Source organism: Pseudomonas sp. PvP025 (assembly GCF_017832155.1).
GTDB lineage: Bacteria > Pseudomonadota > Gammaproteobacteria > Pseudomonadales > Pseudomonadaceae > Aquipseudomonas.
Map to the genome: position 1 here is coordinate 4,997,867 of NZ_JAFIBJ010000001.1, position 15,125 is coordinate 5,012,991.

General features: G+C 62.0%; 14 protein-coding genes and 1 other RNA gene. 11 read left to right on the forward strand and 4 right to left on the reverse strand.

Annotated elements, in window-relative coordinates:
- The first annotated feature begins 253 nt into the window (after positions 1 to 253).
- Positions 254 to 1,027, forward strand: coding sequence for an OmpA family protein (locus JOE32_RS21755; protein WP_209988747.1), 774 nt, complete (start codon positions 254 to 256; stop codon positions 1,025 to 1,027).
- Between the two features lie 69 nt (positions 1,028 to 1,096).
- Here JOE32_RS21755 and JOE32_RS21760 read toward each other — a convergent pair whose 3' ends face one another.
- The 4 genes from JOE32_RS21760 to JOE32_RS21775 form a co-directional block, all read right to left on the reverse strand.
- Positions 1,097 to 1,678, reverse strand: coding sequence for a BON domain-containing protein (locus JOE32_RS21760; RefSeq protein ID WP_004371998.1), 582 nt, complete (start codon positions 1,676 to 1,678; stop codon positions 1,097 to 1,099).
- On the reverse strand, positions 1,675 to 2,268 hold the full coding sequence (locus JOE32_RS21765) for a phosphoheptose isomerase (RefSeq protein WP_007904374.1): 594 nt from the start codon (positions 2,266 to 2,268) through the stop codon (positions 1,675 to 1,677). The genes JOE32_RS21760 and JOE32_RS21765 overlap by 4 nt, the downstream gene beginning before the upstream one ends.
- Positions 2,269 to 2,360: 92 nt before the next feature.
- The gene (locus tag JOE32_RS21770; protein WP_209988748.1) at positions 2,361 to 2,732 is read right to left on the reverse strand and encodes a YraN family protein; all 372 of its coding nucleotides are present in this window, start codon (positions 2,730 to 2,732) and stop codon (positions 2,361 to 2,363) included.
- The gene (locus JOE32_RS21775) at positions 2,732 to 4,543 is read right to left on the reverse strand and encodes a penicillin-binding protein activator (RefSeq protein WP_209988749.1); all 1,812 of its coding nucleotides are present in this window, start codon (positions 4,541 to 4,543) and stop codon (positions 2,732 to 2,734) included. The genes JOE32_RS21770 and JOE32_RS21775 overlap by 1 nt, the downstream gene beginning before the upstream one ends.
- A 175-nt stretch (positions 4,544 to 4,718) precedes the next feature.
- On the opposite strand from JOE32_RS21775, the gene rsmI reads away from it, so the two are divergent.
- From rsmI to murD, 10 genes are all read left to right on the forward strand, one after another.
- Positions 4,719 to 5,624, forward strand: a complete 906-nt coding sequence (rsmI, locus tag JOE32_RS21780) for a 16S rRNA (cytidine(1402)-2'-O)-methyltransferase (RefSeq protein ID WP_209990670.1) — start codon at positions 4,719 to 4,721, stop codon at positions 5,622 to 5,624.
- 96 nt (positions 5,625 to 5,720) lie between these two features.
- Positions 5,721 to 6,074: RNase P RNA component class A (gene rnpB / locus JOE32_RS21785), an RNA gene on the forward strand.
- Positions 6,075 to 6,428: 354 nt separating this feature from the next.
- Positions 6,429 to 6,884: a division/cell wall cluster transcriptional repressor MraZ gene (mraZ, locus tag JOE32_RS21790; RefSeq protein ID WP_004371993.1), complete on the forward strand. Its 456-nt coding sequence runs from the start codon at positions 6,429 to 6,431 to the stop codon at positions 6,882 to 6,884.
- Between the two features lie 2 nt (positions 6,885 to 6,886).
- Positions 6,887 to 7,828 carry a 16S rRNA (cytosine(1402)-N(4))-methyltransferase RsmH gene (gene rsmH / locus JOE32_RS21795; protein WP_209990675.1) on the forward strand — a complete coding sequence of 314 codons (942 nt, stop codon included), beginning with the start codon at positions 6,887 to 6,889 and terminating at the stop codon, positions 7,826 to 7,828.
- Positions 7,825 to 8,118, forward strand: coding sequence for a cell division protein FtsL (ftsL, locus tag JOE32_RS21800; protein ID WP_004371991.1), 294 nt, complete (start codon positions 7,825 to 7,827; stop codon positions 8,116 to 8,118). Before rsmH ends, ftsL begins: the two co-directional genes overlap by 4 nt.
- Complete coding sequence (locus tag JOE32_RS21805; protein ID WP_209990678.1) at positions 8,118 to 9,860, forward strand: penicillin-binding protein 2; 1,743 nt, start codon at positions 8,118 to 8,120, stop codon at positions 9,858 to 9,860. The genes ftsL and JOE32_RS21805 overlap by 1 nt, the downstream gene beginning before the upstream one ends.
- Positions 9,860 to 11,323, forward strand: a complete 1,464-nt coding sequence (locus tag JOE32_RS21810; protein WP_209988751.1) for a UDP-N-acetylmuramoyl-L-alanyl-D-glutamate--2,6-diaminopimelate ligase — start codon at positions 9,860 to 9,862, stop codon at positions 11,321 to 11,323. Before JOE32_RS21805 ends, JOE32_RS21810 begins: the two co-directional genes overlap by 1 nt.
- The gene (gene murF / locus JOE32_RS21815; protein ID WP_209988753.1) at positions 11,316 to 12,686 is read left to right on the forward strand and encodes a UDP-N-acetylmuramoyl-tripeptide--D-alanyl-D-alanine ligase; all 1,371 of its coding nucleotides are present in this window, start codon (positions 11,316 to 11,318) and stop codon (positions 12,684 to 12,686) included. Before JOE32_RS21810 ends, murF begins: the two co-directional genes overlap by 8 nt.
- A complete protein-coding gene (mraY, locus tag JOE32_RS21820) occupies positions 12,686 to 13,768 on the forward strand; it encodes a phospho-N-acetylmuramoyl-pentapeptide-transferase (protein ID WP_004371987.1) in 1,083 nt (360 codons plus the stop codon). Before murF ends, mraY begins: the two co-directional genes overlap by 1 nt.
- Before the next feature lie 6 nt (positions 13,769 to 13,774).
- Positions 13,775 to 15,121 carry a UDP-N-acetylmuramoyl-L-alanine--D-glutamate ligase gene (gene murD / locus JOE32_RS21825; protein WP_209988755.1) on the forward strand — a complete coding sequence of 449 codons (1,347 nt, stop codon included), beginning with the start codon at positions 13,775 to 13,777 and terminating at the stop codon, positions 15,119 to 15,121.
- Positions 15,122 to 15,125: the final 4 nt, after the last annotated feature.

Genomic DNA, 15,125 nt, shown 5'->3' on the forward strand with positions numbered 1-15,125 from the left:
CGGTTTCATCGCGCAATTATTCTGGCGACATTCGTCCGAAAACGGTATCGCCTTGCGCGCAGCGTTGCAGCAAAACCGCAGGCCGCGTTCAGCCTGGGTCTGCTACGGTCTGTAAAGCGACAAGAACGGGTTGCCCTCGATGCACCTCGGTGAGCCGCAACGGAATCTTTACCATTTGTCGCGATCCAAACTCGGCACAGGCCAGTTGCCAATGTCCTCTGCATCACAGAATGCAAAAGTAGGAGCTCTCTTCATGTTCACTCCGCGTCGTCTGCTTGTTGTCGCCACCGCCGTAGCCCTTTTGTCCGGCTGCGCCTCTCCCAATCCCTACAGCGGCAATCAGGGGCAGGCCAGCAGTGGTTCCGAGGGCGGTATGAGCAAGACCGCCAAATACGGCGGCCTTGGTGCCTTGGCCGGTGCCCTGGCCGGTGCCGCCATTGACCACAACCATCGTGGCAAGGGCGCGCTGATCGGTGCGGCGGTTGCCGGTGCCGGCGCTGCCGGTTATGGCTACTACGCCGACCAGCAGGAAAAGAAACTGCGTGAAAGCATGGCCAACACCGGGGTTGAAGTGCAGCGCCAGGGTGACCAGATCAAGCTGATCATGCCGGGCAATATCACCTTCGCCACCAACTCGGACGCGATCGCCAGCAGCTTCTATCAGCCGCTGAACAATCTGGCCAACTCGCTCAAGCAGTTCAGCCAGAACACGATCCAGATCGTCGGCTACACCGACAGTACCGGCAGTCGCCAGTTGAACATGGACCTGTCCCAGCGTCGCGCCCAGAGCGTAGCCAACTACCTGACCTCCCAGGGCGTCAGCCCGACCAACCTGAGCGCACGCGGTGCCGGCCCGGATAACCCGATTGCCAGCAACGCCGACGTGAATGGCCGGGCGCAAAACCGTCGCGTCGAGGTCAACCTCGGCCCGATCCCAGGTCAGCAATACGGCCAACCTGCCGGTCAGCAGCAGGCGCCACAACAAAACAACCAGTTCCAGGGCAATCCGTACCAGCAGTACCAATAAACGCTGGCCACTAAAAAGGGCGCCGTGCAGTCAATGCACGGCGCCCTTTTTTATGGCGGCGGGTTCATATCAGTCGATGTATTCGAACACTTTCACGATCTTCTGTACGCCGGACACGCCCTGTACCAGGTTGGACGCGCGGGTCGCTTCCGCCTGGGTCAACAGACCCATCAGGTAAACGATGCCGTTGTCGGTGACCACTTTGATCCGCGAGCCTGGCACCGCATTGTCGGTGAGCATCTGCGCCTTGATCTTGGTGGTCAGCAGGGCGTCGTTGCTGATGGCCAGCAGCGTGATCGGGTCCATGACCTGCAGTTCATTGTGCACTTTCTTGACCCGCTGCACCGCCGAGGCGGCCTGTTCGGCCTGGGCCTTGAGGTCGGCGCGCGGCGTTTGTCCTGCCAGCAGTACAACGCCGTTGAAGCTGGTCACCACAATGCGCGAGGCGCCATTGCCCAGGTCGGTCGCGGCTTTGGCCACATTGACCTTGACCTTGGTTTCGATCAGCGAGTCATCAATGGTGCTGCCGAAGGTACGCGTGCCCCTGTCGTCCTGGATGGGGGTATCCCTTGTCGCGGTGATGGCCGTGCTGCAACCGCTGATGCCGAGGCACAGCGCAATAGTCACCAGGCTGAGTCGTTTAACGGTCATTCTTCACTCCCGAACAGTTGACTGTCGATCAGATCGCACAGGCAGTGGATCGCCAACAGGTGGACTTCTTGAATACGTGCGGTGACATTGGCCGGGACGCGAATCTCCACGTCTTCGGGCAGCAGTAGCGAGGCCATGCCGCCGCCGTCGCGTCCGGTCAATGCTACGACAATCATTTCGCGATCATGTGCGGCCTGGATCGCCTGAATAATGTTCGCCGAGTTGCCGCTGGTGGAAATCGCCAGCAGCACATCACCCGGTTGGCCCAGAGCACGGATCTGCTTGGAGAAGATTTCGTTGTAGCTGTAGTCGTTGGCGATCGAGGTGATCGTCGACGAATCGGTGGTCAAGGCAATGGCCGGCAGGCTCGGGCGCTCACGCTCGAAGCGGTTGAGCAGCTCGGAAGAGAAATGCTGGGCATCGCCGGCCGAACCGCCGTTGCCGCACGAAAGCATTTTGCCCTCGTTGAGCAAGGCGTTGACCATGACCTGACTGGCTTGCTCGATGTGCGGTGCAAGTACGTCCATCGCCTGTTGCTTGGTGTCGATGCTGGCCTGGAAAAGCTGGCGAATTCGGGATTGCATGTCCATCTGTGTGACCTTAAGTAGCGCGGCTGTTTGGCACAGAAATGTGCAGCCCGCAAAGCAAAGAGCAAAAATGTGGGGTGAAGATGCCGGGCGAATCAGCTGTCGAAGGCACTTTTGATCCAGTTCAGATCAGCCTTGCCAGACCGTGTGCTTTCTATGGCAACCACGTCGAAACGGCAGGGGGCGTCTGACCAGCGATGCTCCTTGAGCAGGAAAAACTGCGCGGCGAGTATCAGCTTCTGACGTTTGCGCCCGTCGATACTGGCGAGCGCGCCACCCCATTGTGCGTGTTTTCTGTAGCGGACTTCGACGAATACTACTGTATCGCCGTCAAGCATGACCAGATCAAGCTCTCCGCGTTTACACAACCAGTTCTGCGCCAGCAGGCGCAGACCCTGTTGCTGCAGGTAATTCAGAGCTTGCAGTTCGGCATCCTTGCCGCTTTGTGCGCTGGACCGCTCGGGCATCAGCGTGGGGTATCGGGAAGGCGCTGGACCTCGCCACCGACGAACTTCGCCCATGGCAGTTGACGGTCGACGCGTTGGTTGGTGCTGATGCCCAGGCTGCCCGACAGGCCGTCAATGCGGCTGTCCGGCAGTGCCTTGAGCTGGCCCAGGCGCGGCGCCAGGCGGTAGGCATCGACGCCCATCGCGTACAGACGGCCAAGGCTGCCATTGGCTTGCGGCCATTGTGCCGCCACCTGGTTGCGCAGCGGGTCAGTGGTGTTGAGCAGCCATGGTGTTTCGCAGAACATCACGTTGGTCATGTCCAGGTACTGGTTTTTGTCACCGCTGGCGCTGAACACGTGGGACGTGGCATACACCGGCACATCGCCGGCGTACTGGAAGTTCAGGGTCGGCTTGATCTGCTGGGCCAGTTGCGGCGGCACAGCCAGGAAAATGAACTCGATGTCCTGACGACGCGAAGGCTGGGCTGCGACGTCAGTGCCTACAGTGTTCTGCAGGCTCTTGGCGCGGCCTTCGCTTTTGCGCAACTGGAACAGTTCGGCGATCTGCTGGGCGAGGGCGACCGGTTGATCGACGTACTCGACGCCCAACACGGTGCCGCCATTGGCTTCCCAATCCTGACGGAAGGCCTTGTAGACACGCTCGCCCCATTCGCCGCGAGGCACCATCGCAGCGGCGCGGTGCAGGCCGTCGGCGCGGGCGCGGCGCGACACTTCGCGGGCTTCGTCCTCAGCCGCCAGACCAAACTGGAACAACTGCGCCGGGCTTTGATCGGCTTCGCTGTAGTTCAGCGCCAGGGTGGTGATTGGCAATTGAGGGCGCGCGCTGAGCTGCTTGACCAGCGGCTTCTCCAGCGGACCGACCACCAATTGCACGCCGGCGGCCTGAGCCTTGGCATAGAAATCATCAAGGGAGGTCAAGCGCGAACTGTCGTAGAACTCGATCACCGGCGCTTTTTGCCCGGCCTGTTCAGCCTGGTAGTGCGCAGCCATGAAGCCTTCACGCAGCGCCTTGCCGACGGCGGCCAGCGGGCCATCCTGGGGCAGCAGCACGGCGATCTTGTTCAGGGGCTGGCTGGCCAGTTCCTTGAGCTTGGTCAGTGGCGTCGGCAACTGCACGGCGGCTGGGTGGCCAGGGTTCTGTGCGCGCCAGGTGTCGATTGCCGCCTGTTGTTGCTCCAGGGTGCCAGCACCCTTGACCGCCTTGGCCAGGCTGATCCAGCCGTCCAGCGTCGGATTGCCACTGGCTTGCAGTTGCTCTGCCGGCAGTGCGGCAATCAGGGCCCAGATCGCGTCGTGGTTGCTGCTGGCGGCATCGCCTTTGAGCAATGGCGCTATTGCCACGCGCTCGCGCGCAGCAGCCAGGGTCTGGCCATCGGCTTCATAGGCACGTGCATGCACGGTGCCGGTACGCACCTGTTGCTCTGCGGGCAGTTGATTCAGGTTTTGCAGGCTTGGATGGTTCAGCGCGGCCAACGCAGCCTTTGGCTGGTTGCGCGCCATCGCCAGTTCGGCCGCCAGGGTGCTGGCAAAGACTTGCGGTGCCGGTTTGAGGGCATCCAGGGGCACCTGCGCAAGAATCTGCGCCGAGCGGCCGGGGTTGTTCTGCCTGTAGGCCAGGTCGGCCGCGCTCAGGCGCAGCAGCGCAGCCTGTTCGGGCGTTTTGGCGGTAGTCGCCTGTTCGAGCAGTTGCTCGATACTGGCGTCCGGGGTCCGTGGAAGGTCGCCAAGGCTGGACGAGGGCGAGCTGGCACACGCGGCCAATAAGGCGGCGAGGCAGAGGGCGGAGAGCAGCCGCAGGCAAGCGATCATGTAAGTGTCCTGATACCGATCAAATTAGCGTGGAAGTGTACCCAAGCACTGGCCCAGGCGCGATGTTAGTGGCGTTAAAGCGTTGAATAAGGTCGTGCAAAAGGTGTTCATGACCACCCGCTGTCGAGTACGGGCAGGCCGTGATGGCACATTCTCAAGGCATCTACGCGCTACAATGCGGCTTTTGCCAAACATCGAGGTGTGCGTTTTGACTGCTCCAGGTCCTTTGAATTCCACTGCCGGCTCGCTTTTTGTGGTGGCGACGCCTATTGGCAACCTGGACGACATCAGTTCCCGGGCGCTGAAAATCCTGCGCGAGGTTAAATTGATCGCGGCAGAAGACACGCGGCACTCCCAGCGGTTGATGCAGCACTTTGGTATCAGCACGCCTTTGGCGGCGTGCCACGAACACAACGAACGGGAAGAGGGCAGCCGTTTTATCACCCGACTGCTGGCTGGGGATGATGTTGCACTGATCTCCGACGCGGGCACGCCTCTGATTTCCGATCCGGGTTACCACCTGGTTCGTCAGGCGCGTGCCGCTGGTATTACTGTAGTGCCTGTTCCCGGAGCGTGCGCGCTGATTGCTGCATTATCTGCCGCAGGCCTGCCATCGGACCGCTTCATCTTCGAGGGTTTCCTGCCGGCCAAGACGGTAGGGCGTCGGGCGCGTCTTCAGGCGGTAAGGGAAGAGCCGCGCACGTTGATTTTCTATGAGGCGCCGCACCGCATCCTTGAATGCCTGCAGGATATGGAGCTGGTATTCGGCGGTGATCGCCTGGCGCTGCTGGCGCGGGAACTGACCAAGACGTTCGAAACCCTCAAGGGCTTGCCGCTCGAAGAGCTGCGCGCCTTCGTTGAGGGCGACAGCAACCAGCAGCGCGGCGAGTGCGTGGTTCTGGTCGCGGGGTGGACCGCACCGGAGAGCGAGGATGCTGTCGGCAGTGAAGCCATGCGCATCCTCGACCTCCTGCTCAAGGAGATGCCGCTCAAGCGGGCGGCAGCTTTGGCAGCCGATATTACCGGGCTGCGCAAGAATGTTCTGTATCAGGTGGCGCTGGATAAACAGAAAGCCGAATAGTTCCGGGGGGTAGCCGGCATTTCGTCAGAACGTGATGGCATTGCTGCACTTTTAATACTTGTCCTGAGGCCGCCGGGCCGTTAACCTTCTCGGCGGAGAGTCGATTGGACAGTCGCTGCCCTCTATGAAAATTAGGGGGGGGAGGAAAGTCCGGGCTCCATAGGGCGAAGTGCCAGGTAATGCCTGGGAGGCGTGAGCCTACGGAAAGTGCCACAGAAAATAACCGCCTAAGCACTTCGGTGCCGGTAAGGGTGAAAAGGTGCGGTAAGAGCGCACCGCACGACTGGCAACAGTTCGTGGCTAGGTAAACCCCACTTGGAGCAAGACCAAATAGGGTCCCAAGGCGTGGCCCGCGCTGGGACCGGGTAGGTTGCTAAAGATGTCCAGTGATGGCCATCGTAGACGAATGACTGTTCAAGACAGAACCCGGCTTACAGATCGACTCTCCACCTTTTTCCTTCTGTCCGACTCCAGGGCAGAAAACCGGTAGTAACGCAAGAATCCCTCCCTGCCAAATCATTGGCAGATGCGTCTTCGTAATACCAAAAAAATCTTACTCTTAATAAATCACTTTAACTTTTGGCTCTAGTTCTTTGAGCTACTTACGCTTGATTAGCCAAAAACACCGTCGAACTCTGATTTCTCCTCCTTTAACGCTCCTAAATCTCCGTTCTGTAAGGCTTTTCCGCGTATTCGCGCCTTGACGGTGTGGTGGGCGCATTCCTATAGTGTGCGCAAGTGGCGGAAAGTGGCACAAAGTGGGTTTTTTGAACGTAAAACGCTAAAATTTGGAGAAACGCACCTGTGTTTCGCGGAGCTAATGCAATCAGTCTCGATGCAAAAGGCCGTCTCGCTATGCCGAGCCGGTATCGTGACGAGCTGATTTCGCGAAGTTCAGGGCAGTTAATCATCACGATTGACGCTGTTGACCCTTGTTTGTGTGTTTACCCGCTCGATGAGTGGGAGCTGATCGAAACCAAGCTGCGTGCCCTGCCTTCATTGCGTGAAGAAAACCGCCGTCTGCAGCGTTTGCTGATTGGTAATGCCGTCGACCTCGAGCTCGATGGCAGTGGTCGTTTCCTGGTGCCTCCGCGTTTGCGCGAATACGCCAGGCTCGACAAGCGCGCAATGCTGGTCGGCCAACTGAACAAGTTCCAATTGTGGGACGAAGATGCCTGGGATGCTGTTTCCGCAGCTGACCTGGCGGCTATTCAACAACCGGGTGCCATGCCCGACGAACTGCGTGATCTGATCCTGTGACTATTGATAGCGGCTTTAACCACATCACCGTACTGCTTGACGAAGCCGTTGAGGCTCTCGCCGTACGCGCGGATGGCTGCTATCTGGACGGCACGTTCGGCAGGGGCGGGCATAGCCGCCTGATACTCAGCCAGCTCGGGCCCGATGGCAAACTCCTCGGGTTCGACAAAGACCCTCAAGCGATTGCCACCGGGCAAGCGCTAGCGGCCGAAGACGGCCGCTTTGTCGTTGTGCAGCGCAGCTTTGCCGAGCTGGGTGCCGAAGTGGCCGAGCGCGGCATGGCGGGCAAGGTGGCCGGGGTTTTGCTCGACCTGGGCGTGTCTTCGCCGCAGCTCGACGATCCGGAGCGCGGCTTCAGCTTCATGAATGACGGCCCGCTCGACATGCGCATGGACCCTACCCGTGGCGTCAGCGCTGCGCAGTTCATCGCCACTGCCCCGGTGGAAGAAATCGCCCGCGTATTCAAGGAATACGGTGAAGAACGCTTCGCCGGCCGCATGGCGCGTGCCGTGGTCGAGCGTCGGGAGATCCAGCCGTTCGAGCGCACCGCAGACCTCGCCGAAGTGCTGAAAGTCGCCAACCCCGCGTGGGAAAAGGGCAAGAACCCGGCGACCCGTGCGTTCCAGGGCTTGCGTATTCACGTCAACAACGAATTGGGCGATCTGGAAGCCGGCCTCGAAGCCGCTCTGGAAGCGCTGGAAGTGGGCGGTCGCCTGGTGGTGATCAGCTTCCACTCCCTGGAAGACCGCATCGTCAAACTGTTCATGCGCCGCCTGGTCAAGGGCGAGTCCGACAACCTGCCGCGCAACCTGCCGGTGCGGTTCGAAGCCTTTGTGCCGAAAATCAAAGTCCATGGCAAAGCGCAGTTCGCCTCCGAAGCCGAACTCAAGGCCAACCCACGTTCCCGTAGCGCCGTTATGCGCGTCGCGGAGAAGTTGCGGTGAGCAAGCTTTTCGCCAAACCCCTGCCGGGCGGCAGCTTCTTTATGTTGCTGCTGTTTGTCGGCGTGCTGGTGTCCGCCATTGCGGTGTCCTACAGCGCGCACTACAACCGTCAATTGCTCAATACCCTCTACGGGGAGCTGAGCGTGCGTGACAAGGCGCAGGCCGAATGGGGTCGCTTGATCCTGGAACAAAGCACCTGGACGGCCCACAGCCGTATCGAAGTGCTGGCCACCGAACAATTGAAAATGCACATCCCCGGCGCGGCTGACGTGCGCATGGTGGCGCCATGATGAAGCTCGAGGGTGCACTCTACCCATGGCGCTTTCGCCTGATGCTCGGCCTGCTGGCCTTGATGGTGGGCGCCATCGCCTGGCGAATCATCGACCTGCAGGTGGTCGACCGTGACTTCCTGATCGGCCAGGGCGACGCTCGCAGCCTGCGGCATATCCCGATTCCAGCGCACCGTGGGCTGATCACCGACCGTAACGGCGAGCCGCTGGCCGTGAGTACGCCGGTGACCACCCTGTGGGCCAACGCCAAGGAATTGCAGGTAGCCAAGGACCGGTGGCCGCAACTGGCCACCGCCCTGGGGCAGGACCCAAAAGCCCTGGCCGAACGGCTTGAAGCCCAGGCCAATAAGGAATTCATCTATCTGGTGCGCGGCCTCACGCCCGAGCAGGGCCAGCAGGTGCTCGATCTTAAGGTCCCCGGTGTCTACGGCATCGAGGAATTTCGTCGTTTCTACCCGGCCGGTGAAACCACCGCGCACATGGTCGGCTTTACCGACATCGACGACCACGGCCGCGAAGGCGTCGAGCTGGCCTACGATGAGTGGCTGGCGGGCGTGCCCGGCAAGCGCCAGGTCATCAAGGACCGTCGCGGTCGGCTGATCAAGGACGTCCAGGTCACCAAGAACGCCAAGGCCGGCAAGCCGCTGGCGTTGTCGATTGACCTGCGCCTGCAATACCTGGCCAACCGCGAGCTGCGCAACGCGATCATCGAGAATGGCGCCAAGGCCGGCAGCCTGGTGATCATGGACGTGAAGACCGGCGAGATCCTCGCCATGGTCAACCAGCCCACCTACAACCCCAACAACCGTCGCAACCTGCAACCGGCGATGATGCGCAACCGCGCGATGATCGACGTGTTCGAGCCGGGTTCGACCATGAAAGCCATCTCCATGAGTGCCGCCCTGGAAACCGGACGCTGGAAACCCAGCGACAAGGTCGAGGTGTACCCGGGCACATTGCAGTTGGGCAAATACACCATTCGCGACGTATCTCGCACCGAAGGCCCGGTGCTGGACCTGACCGGTATCCTGATCAACTCCAGTAACGTCGGCATGAGCAAGGTCGCCTTCGATATCGGTGGCGAAACCATCTATCACCTGGCACAGAAGATCGGCCTGGGCCAACCCACCGGCCTCGATTTCCCCGGTGAGCGCGTCGGCAACCTGCCGAACTACCGTGACTGGAAAAAAGCCGAGACCGCCACGCTGTCCTACGGCTACGGCCTGTCGGTGACCGCGATCCAATTGGCTCACGCTTTCTCTGTATTGGCCAATAACGGCCGCATGGTTCCGTTGAGCCTGATCCACGTCGATGAGGCACCGAAAGCCACCCAGGTGATTCCGGAGAAAGTTGCCAAGACCATGCAGGGCATGCTGCAACAGGTGATCGAAGCGCCGCGCGGTGTATTCCGCGCCCAGGTGCCGGCGTATCACGTGGCCGGCAAGTCCGGTACCGCGCGTAAAACGTCGGTGGGCACCAAGGGTTACGCCGAGAACTCCTACCGCTCGCTGTTCGCCGGCTTCGGTCCGATGAGTGACCCTCGCTACGCCATCGTCGTAGTGATCGATGAGCCGAGCAAGGCTGGCTATTTCGGTGGTCTGGTCTCGGCGCCGGTGTTCAGCAAAGTGATGTCCGGCACCCTGCGCCTGATGAACATCACCCCGGACAACCTGCCGCCGACCCAGCAAGCCAACGCCGCACCTCCGGCCGCCGCTGTCAAAGCCAATGGAGGGCGTGGCTGATGTCTCTTAGCCTGAACAAGATTTTTGCCCACGCCGGCCGCGATCTGCTGATTCGCGAGCTGACCCTGGACAGCCGTAATGTCCGTGCCGGTGACCTGTTCCTGGCCGTGCCGGGTGGCAAGTTCGATGGTCGTGAACATATTGCCGATGCCTTGCAGCGTGGCGCCGCAGCTGTTGCCTATGAAGTGGAAGGCGCCACCGTGCTGCCGATCACCGACGTGCCGCTGATTCCGGTCAAGGGCCTGGCCCGACAACTGTCGGATATCGCCGGGCGGTTTTACGGTGAGCCAAGTCGTCACCTCAATCTGGTGGGCGTCACCGGCACCAACGGCAAGACCAGCGTGACCCAACTGGTCGCCCAGGCCCTTGACCTGCTGGGTCAGCATTGCGGCATCGTCGGCACCCTGGGCACCGGCTTTTATGGCGCGCTGCAAAGCGGTCTGCACACCACGCCGAACCCGATTGCCGTGCAGGCAACCCTGGCCGACCTGAAAAAGGCCGGGGCCAGGGCCGTCGCCATGGAAGTGTCGTCCCACGGCCTCGACCAGGGTCGCGTTACCGCGCTGGCCTTTGATGTGGCCGTGATGACCAACCTGTCCCGCGACCATCTTGACTACCACGGCACCATGCAAGCGTACGGTGCCGCCAAGGCCAGGCTGTTTGCCTGGAACGACCTCAAGTGCCGGGTGATCAACCTGGACGATGACTTCGGCCGGCAACTGGCTGCGCAGCACAGCGAAGCGCGCCTGATCACCTACAGCCTGGAAGATTCCAGCGCGTACCTGTATTGCCGTCAGGCCCAATTCAACGACGAAGGTGTGCGCGCCACCCTGGTGACGCCGCAAGGCGAGCACCACCTGCGCAGCACCTTGCTCGGCCGTTTCAACCTGAGCAACGTACTCGCCGCTGTCGGCGCCTTGCTCGGACTGGATTACGCCCTCGACGAAATTCTCAACGTGCTGCCAATGCTTGAAGGCCCGGCCGGACGCATGCAGCGCCTGGGCGGCGGCACGCAGCCGCTGGTGGTGGTCGATTACGCGCACACTCCCGATGCGCTGGAAAAAGTCCTGTTGGCCCTGCGCCCGCATGCCAAAGGCAAGCTGCTGTGCCTGTTCGGCTGTGGCGGTGACCGTGATCGCGGCAAGCGCCCGCTGATGGCCGGCATTGTCGAGCGCCTGGCGGACGGCGTGCTGGTGACCGATGACAACCCGCGCAGCGAAGACCCCGCGCGGATTTTCGATGACATTCGCCAAGGCTTCAAAGACCCCGCGAACGTGACGTTCATCGCCGGTCGTGGCGCCGCCATTGCCCAACTGATCGCCAGCGCCAGCGCGGACGACGTGGTGGTACTGGCCGGCAAAGGTCATGAGGACTATCAGGAAATCAACGGCGAGCGCCATGCCTTCTCCGATCTGGTCGAGGCTGATCGCGCGCTGACTGCCTGGGAGGCCGCCCATGCTTAAAGCCATGACGTTCCGCGAACTGGCCCAGGCCCTGTCGGCCCGTGTACTGTCCGGCGACTGCCGTTTCGACGGCGTCAGTATCGACAGCCGTAACATCACCCCCGGGCAACTGTTCGTGGCCCTGACCGGCCCGCGTTTCGACGGCCACGACTACCTGAACGACGTGGCCGCCAAAGGTGCCGTTGGCGCTCTGGTCGAGCACGAAGTGACTGACGCTGCCTTGCCGCAACTGCTGGTCGCCGACACCCGTCTGGCCCTGGGCCAGTTGGGTGCGCTGAACCGTGCCGCATTCGATAAACCCGTGGCGGCCATCACCGGCTCCAGCGGCAAGACCACGGTCAAGGAATTGCTCGCCGGCGTGCTGCGTACGCGCGGCCCGGTGCTCGCCACCCGTGGCAACCTGAACAATGATTTCGGCGCACCCCTGACCCTGCTCGAACTGGCCCCGGAACATACCGCCGCCGTGATCGAGCTGGGCGCCTCGCGCGTCGGCGAAATCGCCTACACCGTGGCGCTGACCAAGCCCCACGTTGCCGTGATCAACAACGCCGGCACCGCCCACGTCGGTGAGTTCGGCGGCCCGGAAAAAATCGTCGAGGCCAAGGGTGAAATCCTTGAAGGCCTGGACGCGTCGGGTACGGCCGTGTTGAACCTCGACGACAAGGCCTTCGAGACCTGGCGCATCCGCGCCGACGGTCGCAAGGTGCTGACGTTTGCGGTGCTCAACGCCGCAGCGGATTTTCACGCCTCCAGCATCGCCGCCGATGCGCGTGGCTGCCCGTCCTTCACCTTGCACACGCCACAAGGCAGCGCGCAGGTGCAACTGAATCTGCTGGGCAACCATAACGTCGCCAACGCCCTGGCTGCCGCTGCCGCCGCCCATGCCCTGGGCGTCTCGCTGGCCGGTATTGCCAGCGGCCTGGGCGCGGTGCAGCCGGTCAAGGGCCGCACGGTCGCGCAATTGGCCGGCAACGGCATGCGCGTGATCGATGACACCTACAACGCCAACCCGTCTTCCATCAATGCGGCGGTCGACCTGCTCAACGGCTTTGCCGGGCGCAAGGTGCTGGTGCTGGGGGATATCGGCGAGCTGGGCGACTGGGCCGAGCAAGGCCATCGCGAAGTCGGCGCGTATGCCGCCGGCAAGGTCGACGCGCTCTACGCCGTGGGCCCGAATATGGCCCACGCCGTCGCAGCCTTTGGTGCCGGCGCGCAGCATTTCACGACTCAGGGCGAGTTGATCCAGGCGCTGACGGCGGCTGAACAAGACCCACAGACAACCCTTTTGATCAAGGGATCGCGCAGCGCGGTGATGGAAAACGTCGTCGCAGCCTTGTGCGGTTCCAGTACGGAGAAACATTAATGCTGCTGCTGCTGGCTGAGTATCTGCAACAGTTTCACAAAGGCTTCGCGGTCTTTCAGTACCTGACCCTGCGCGGGATTCTCGGTGTGCTGACCGCGTTGTGCTTGTCGCTGTTCCTGGGGCCGTGGATGATCCGCACCCTGCAGAACCTGCAAATTGGTCAATCGGTGCGCAATGACGGCCCGCAGTCGCACCTGTCCAAATCCGGCACGCCCACCATGGGCGGCGCGTTGATTCTGTCGTCCATCGGCATCAGCACCTTGCTCTGGGCCGACCTGCACAACCGCTACGTGTGGGTGGTGCTGCTGGTGACCCTGTTGTTTGGTGCCATCGGCTGGGTCGATGACTACCGCAAGGTGATCGAGAAAAACTCCAAGGGCCTGCCGAGCCGCTGGAAGTACTTCTGGCAGTCGGTGTTCGGCCTGGCCGCGGCGATCTTCCTGTACACCACTGCGCCAAGCGCCGTGGAAACCACCCTGATCATCCCGATGCTCAAGGACGCCAGCATCCCGTTGGGCATTGGCTTCGTGGTGCTGACCTACTTCGTGATCGTCGGCTCCAGCAACGCGGTCAACCTGACCGACGGCCTCGACGGTCTGGCGATCATGCCGACGGTGATGGTGGGCGGCGCGCTCGGCATCTTCTGCTACCTGTCGGGCAACGTGAAATTCGCTGAGTACCTGCTGATTCCCTACGTACCGGGCGCGGGTGAGCTGATCGTATTCTGTGGCGCGCTGATCGGCGCGGGCCTGGGGTTCCTCTGGTTCAACACCTACCCGGCGCAGGTCTTCATGGGCGATGTCGGCGCACTGGCGCTGGGCGCCGCTCTGGGCACCATCGCCGTGATCGTGCGCCAGGAAATCGTGCTGTTCATCATGGGCGGTGTGTTCGTGATGGAAACCCTGTCGGTGGTCATCCAGGTGGCGTCCTTCAAGTTGACCGGGCGCCGCGTGTTTCGCATGGCGCCGATTCACCACCACTTTGAACTCAAGGGCTGGCCCGAGCCACGCGTGATCGTCCGTTTCTGGATCATCACCGTGATTCTGGTCCTGGTCGGCCTTGCCACCCTGAAACTGAGGTAGAAACGAGTGTCCCTGATCGCTTCAGACCACTTCCGCATCATTGTCGGCCTCGGCAAGAGCGGCATGTCCCTGGTTCGCTTGCTGGCGAACCGGGGCACGTCGTTTGCCGTGGCCGACACGCGGGAAAATCCACCGGAGCTGGTCACGCTGCGCCGTGACTACCCGCATGTGGAAGTGCGTTGTGGCGAACTGGACGTCGAGTTCCTGTGCCGCGCCGATGAGCTCTACGTGAGCCCCGGCCTGGCCCTGGCGACCCCCGCCCTGCAAGCGGCGGCGGCACGTGGTGTGAAGCTGTCCGGCGATATCGACCTGTTTGCGCGTAACGCCAAAGCGCCGATCGTGGCCATCAGCGGTTCCAACGCAAAAAGCACCGTGACCACCCTGGTGGGCGAAATGGCCGCTGCGGCCGGCAAGCGCGTGGCGGTAGGCGGCAACCTTGGCGTGCCGGCGCTGGATTTGCTCAGCGACGACGTCGAGCTGTACGTAATGGAACTGTCGAGCTTCCAGCTGGAAACCACCCACGACCTGGGCGCCGAAGTCGCCACTGTGTTGAACGTGAGTGAAGACCACATGGACCGCTACAGCGGCCTGCCGGCCTATCACCTGGCCAAGCACCGGATCTTCCGCGGTGCACGGCAAGTGGTGGTCAACCGCCAGGATGCCCTGAGCCGTCCACTGATGGGCGAAGGCCTGCCGTGCTGGACCTTCGGCCTGGGCAAACCCGACTTCAAGGGCTTCGGCATTCGTGAAGAGAACGGCGAGAAATACCTGGCCTTCGAATTCCAGAACCTGATGCCGGTGCGCGAGCTGAAAATCCGTGGCGCCCATAACCAGTCCAACGCCCTCGCGGCCCTGGCGCTGGGGCATGCCGTGGGCCTGCCGTTCGACGCCATGCTGTCGAGCCTGCGCACCTTCGGCGGTCTCGAGCATCGCTGCCAATGGGTGCGCGACCTCGACGGCGTCGGCTATTACAACGATTCCAAGGCCACTAACGTCGGTGCGGCACTGGCGGCCATCGAAGGCCTGGGCGCCGACATCGATGGCAAGCTGGTGCTGATCGCCGGTGGCGACGGCAAGGGCGCCGACTTCAAGGACCTCAAGGCGCCGGTCGCCGCCCATTGCCGCGCCGTGGTGTTGATGGGTCGGGATTCGGACCTGATCGCCGCTGCCCTCGGCAACGATGTACCGCACGTACGTGCCGCCTCCCTGGACGACGCGATTGCCCGGTGCAAGGCGCTGGCCCAACCGGGCGATGCGGTGCTGCTGTCGCCGGCGTGCGCCAGTTTCGACATGTTCAAGAACTATGAAGAGCGCGGCCAGTTGTTCGCCCGCGCCGTGGAGGCTTTGGCATGAGCCT

Coding starts and splice junctions, on each gene's coding strand:
- JOE32_RS21755 (WP_209988747.1), top strand. CDS start 254: ATGTTCACTCCGCGTCGTCTGCTTGTTGTCGCCACCGCCGTAGCCCTT.
- JOE32_RS21760 (WP_004371998.1), bottom strand. CDS start 1,678: ATGACCGTTAAACGACTCAGCCTGGTGACTATTGCGCTGTGCCTCGGC.
- JOE32_RS21765 (WP_007904374.1), bottom strand. CDS start 2,268: ATGGACATGCAATCCCGAATTCGCCAGCTTTTCCAGGCCAGCATCGAC.
- JOE32_RS21770 (WP_209988748.1), bottom strand. CDS start 2,732: ATGCCCGAGCGGTCCAGCGCACAAAGCGGCAAGGATGCCGAACTGCAA.
- JOE32_RS21775 (WP_209988749.1), bottom strand. CDS start 4,543: ATGATCGCTTGCCTGCGGCTGCTCTCCGCCCTCTGCCTCGCCGCCTTA.
- rsmI (WP_209990670.1), top strand. CDS start 4,719: ATGCGGCTTTTGCCAAACATCGAGGTGTGCGTTTTGACTGCTCCAGGT.
- JOE32_RS21805 (WP_209990678.1), top strand. CDS start 8,118: ATGAAGCTCGAGGGTGCACTCTACCCATGGCGCTTTCGCCTGATGCTC.
- JOE32_RS21810 (WP_209988751.1), top strand. CDS start 9,860: ATGTCTCTTAGCCTGAACAAGATTTTTGCCCACGCCGGCCGCGATCTG.
- murF (WP_209988753.1), top strand. CDS start 11,316: ATGCTTAAAGCCATGACGTTCCGCGAACTGGCCCAGGCCCTGTCGGCC.
- mraY (WP_004371987.1), top strand. CDS start 12,686: ATGCTGCTGCTGCTGGCTGAGTATCTGCAACAGTTTCACAAAGGCTTC.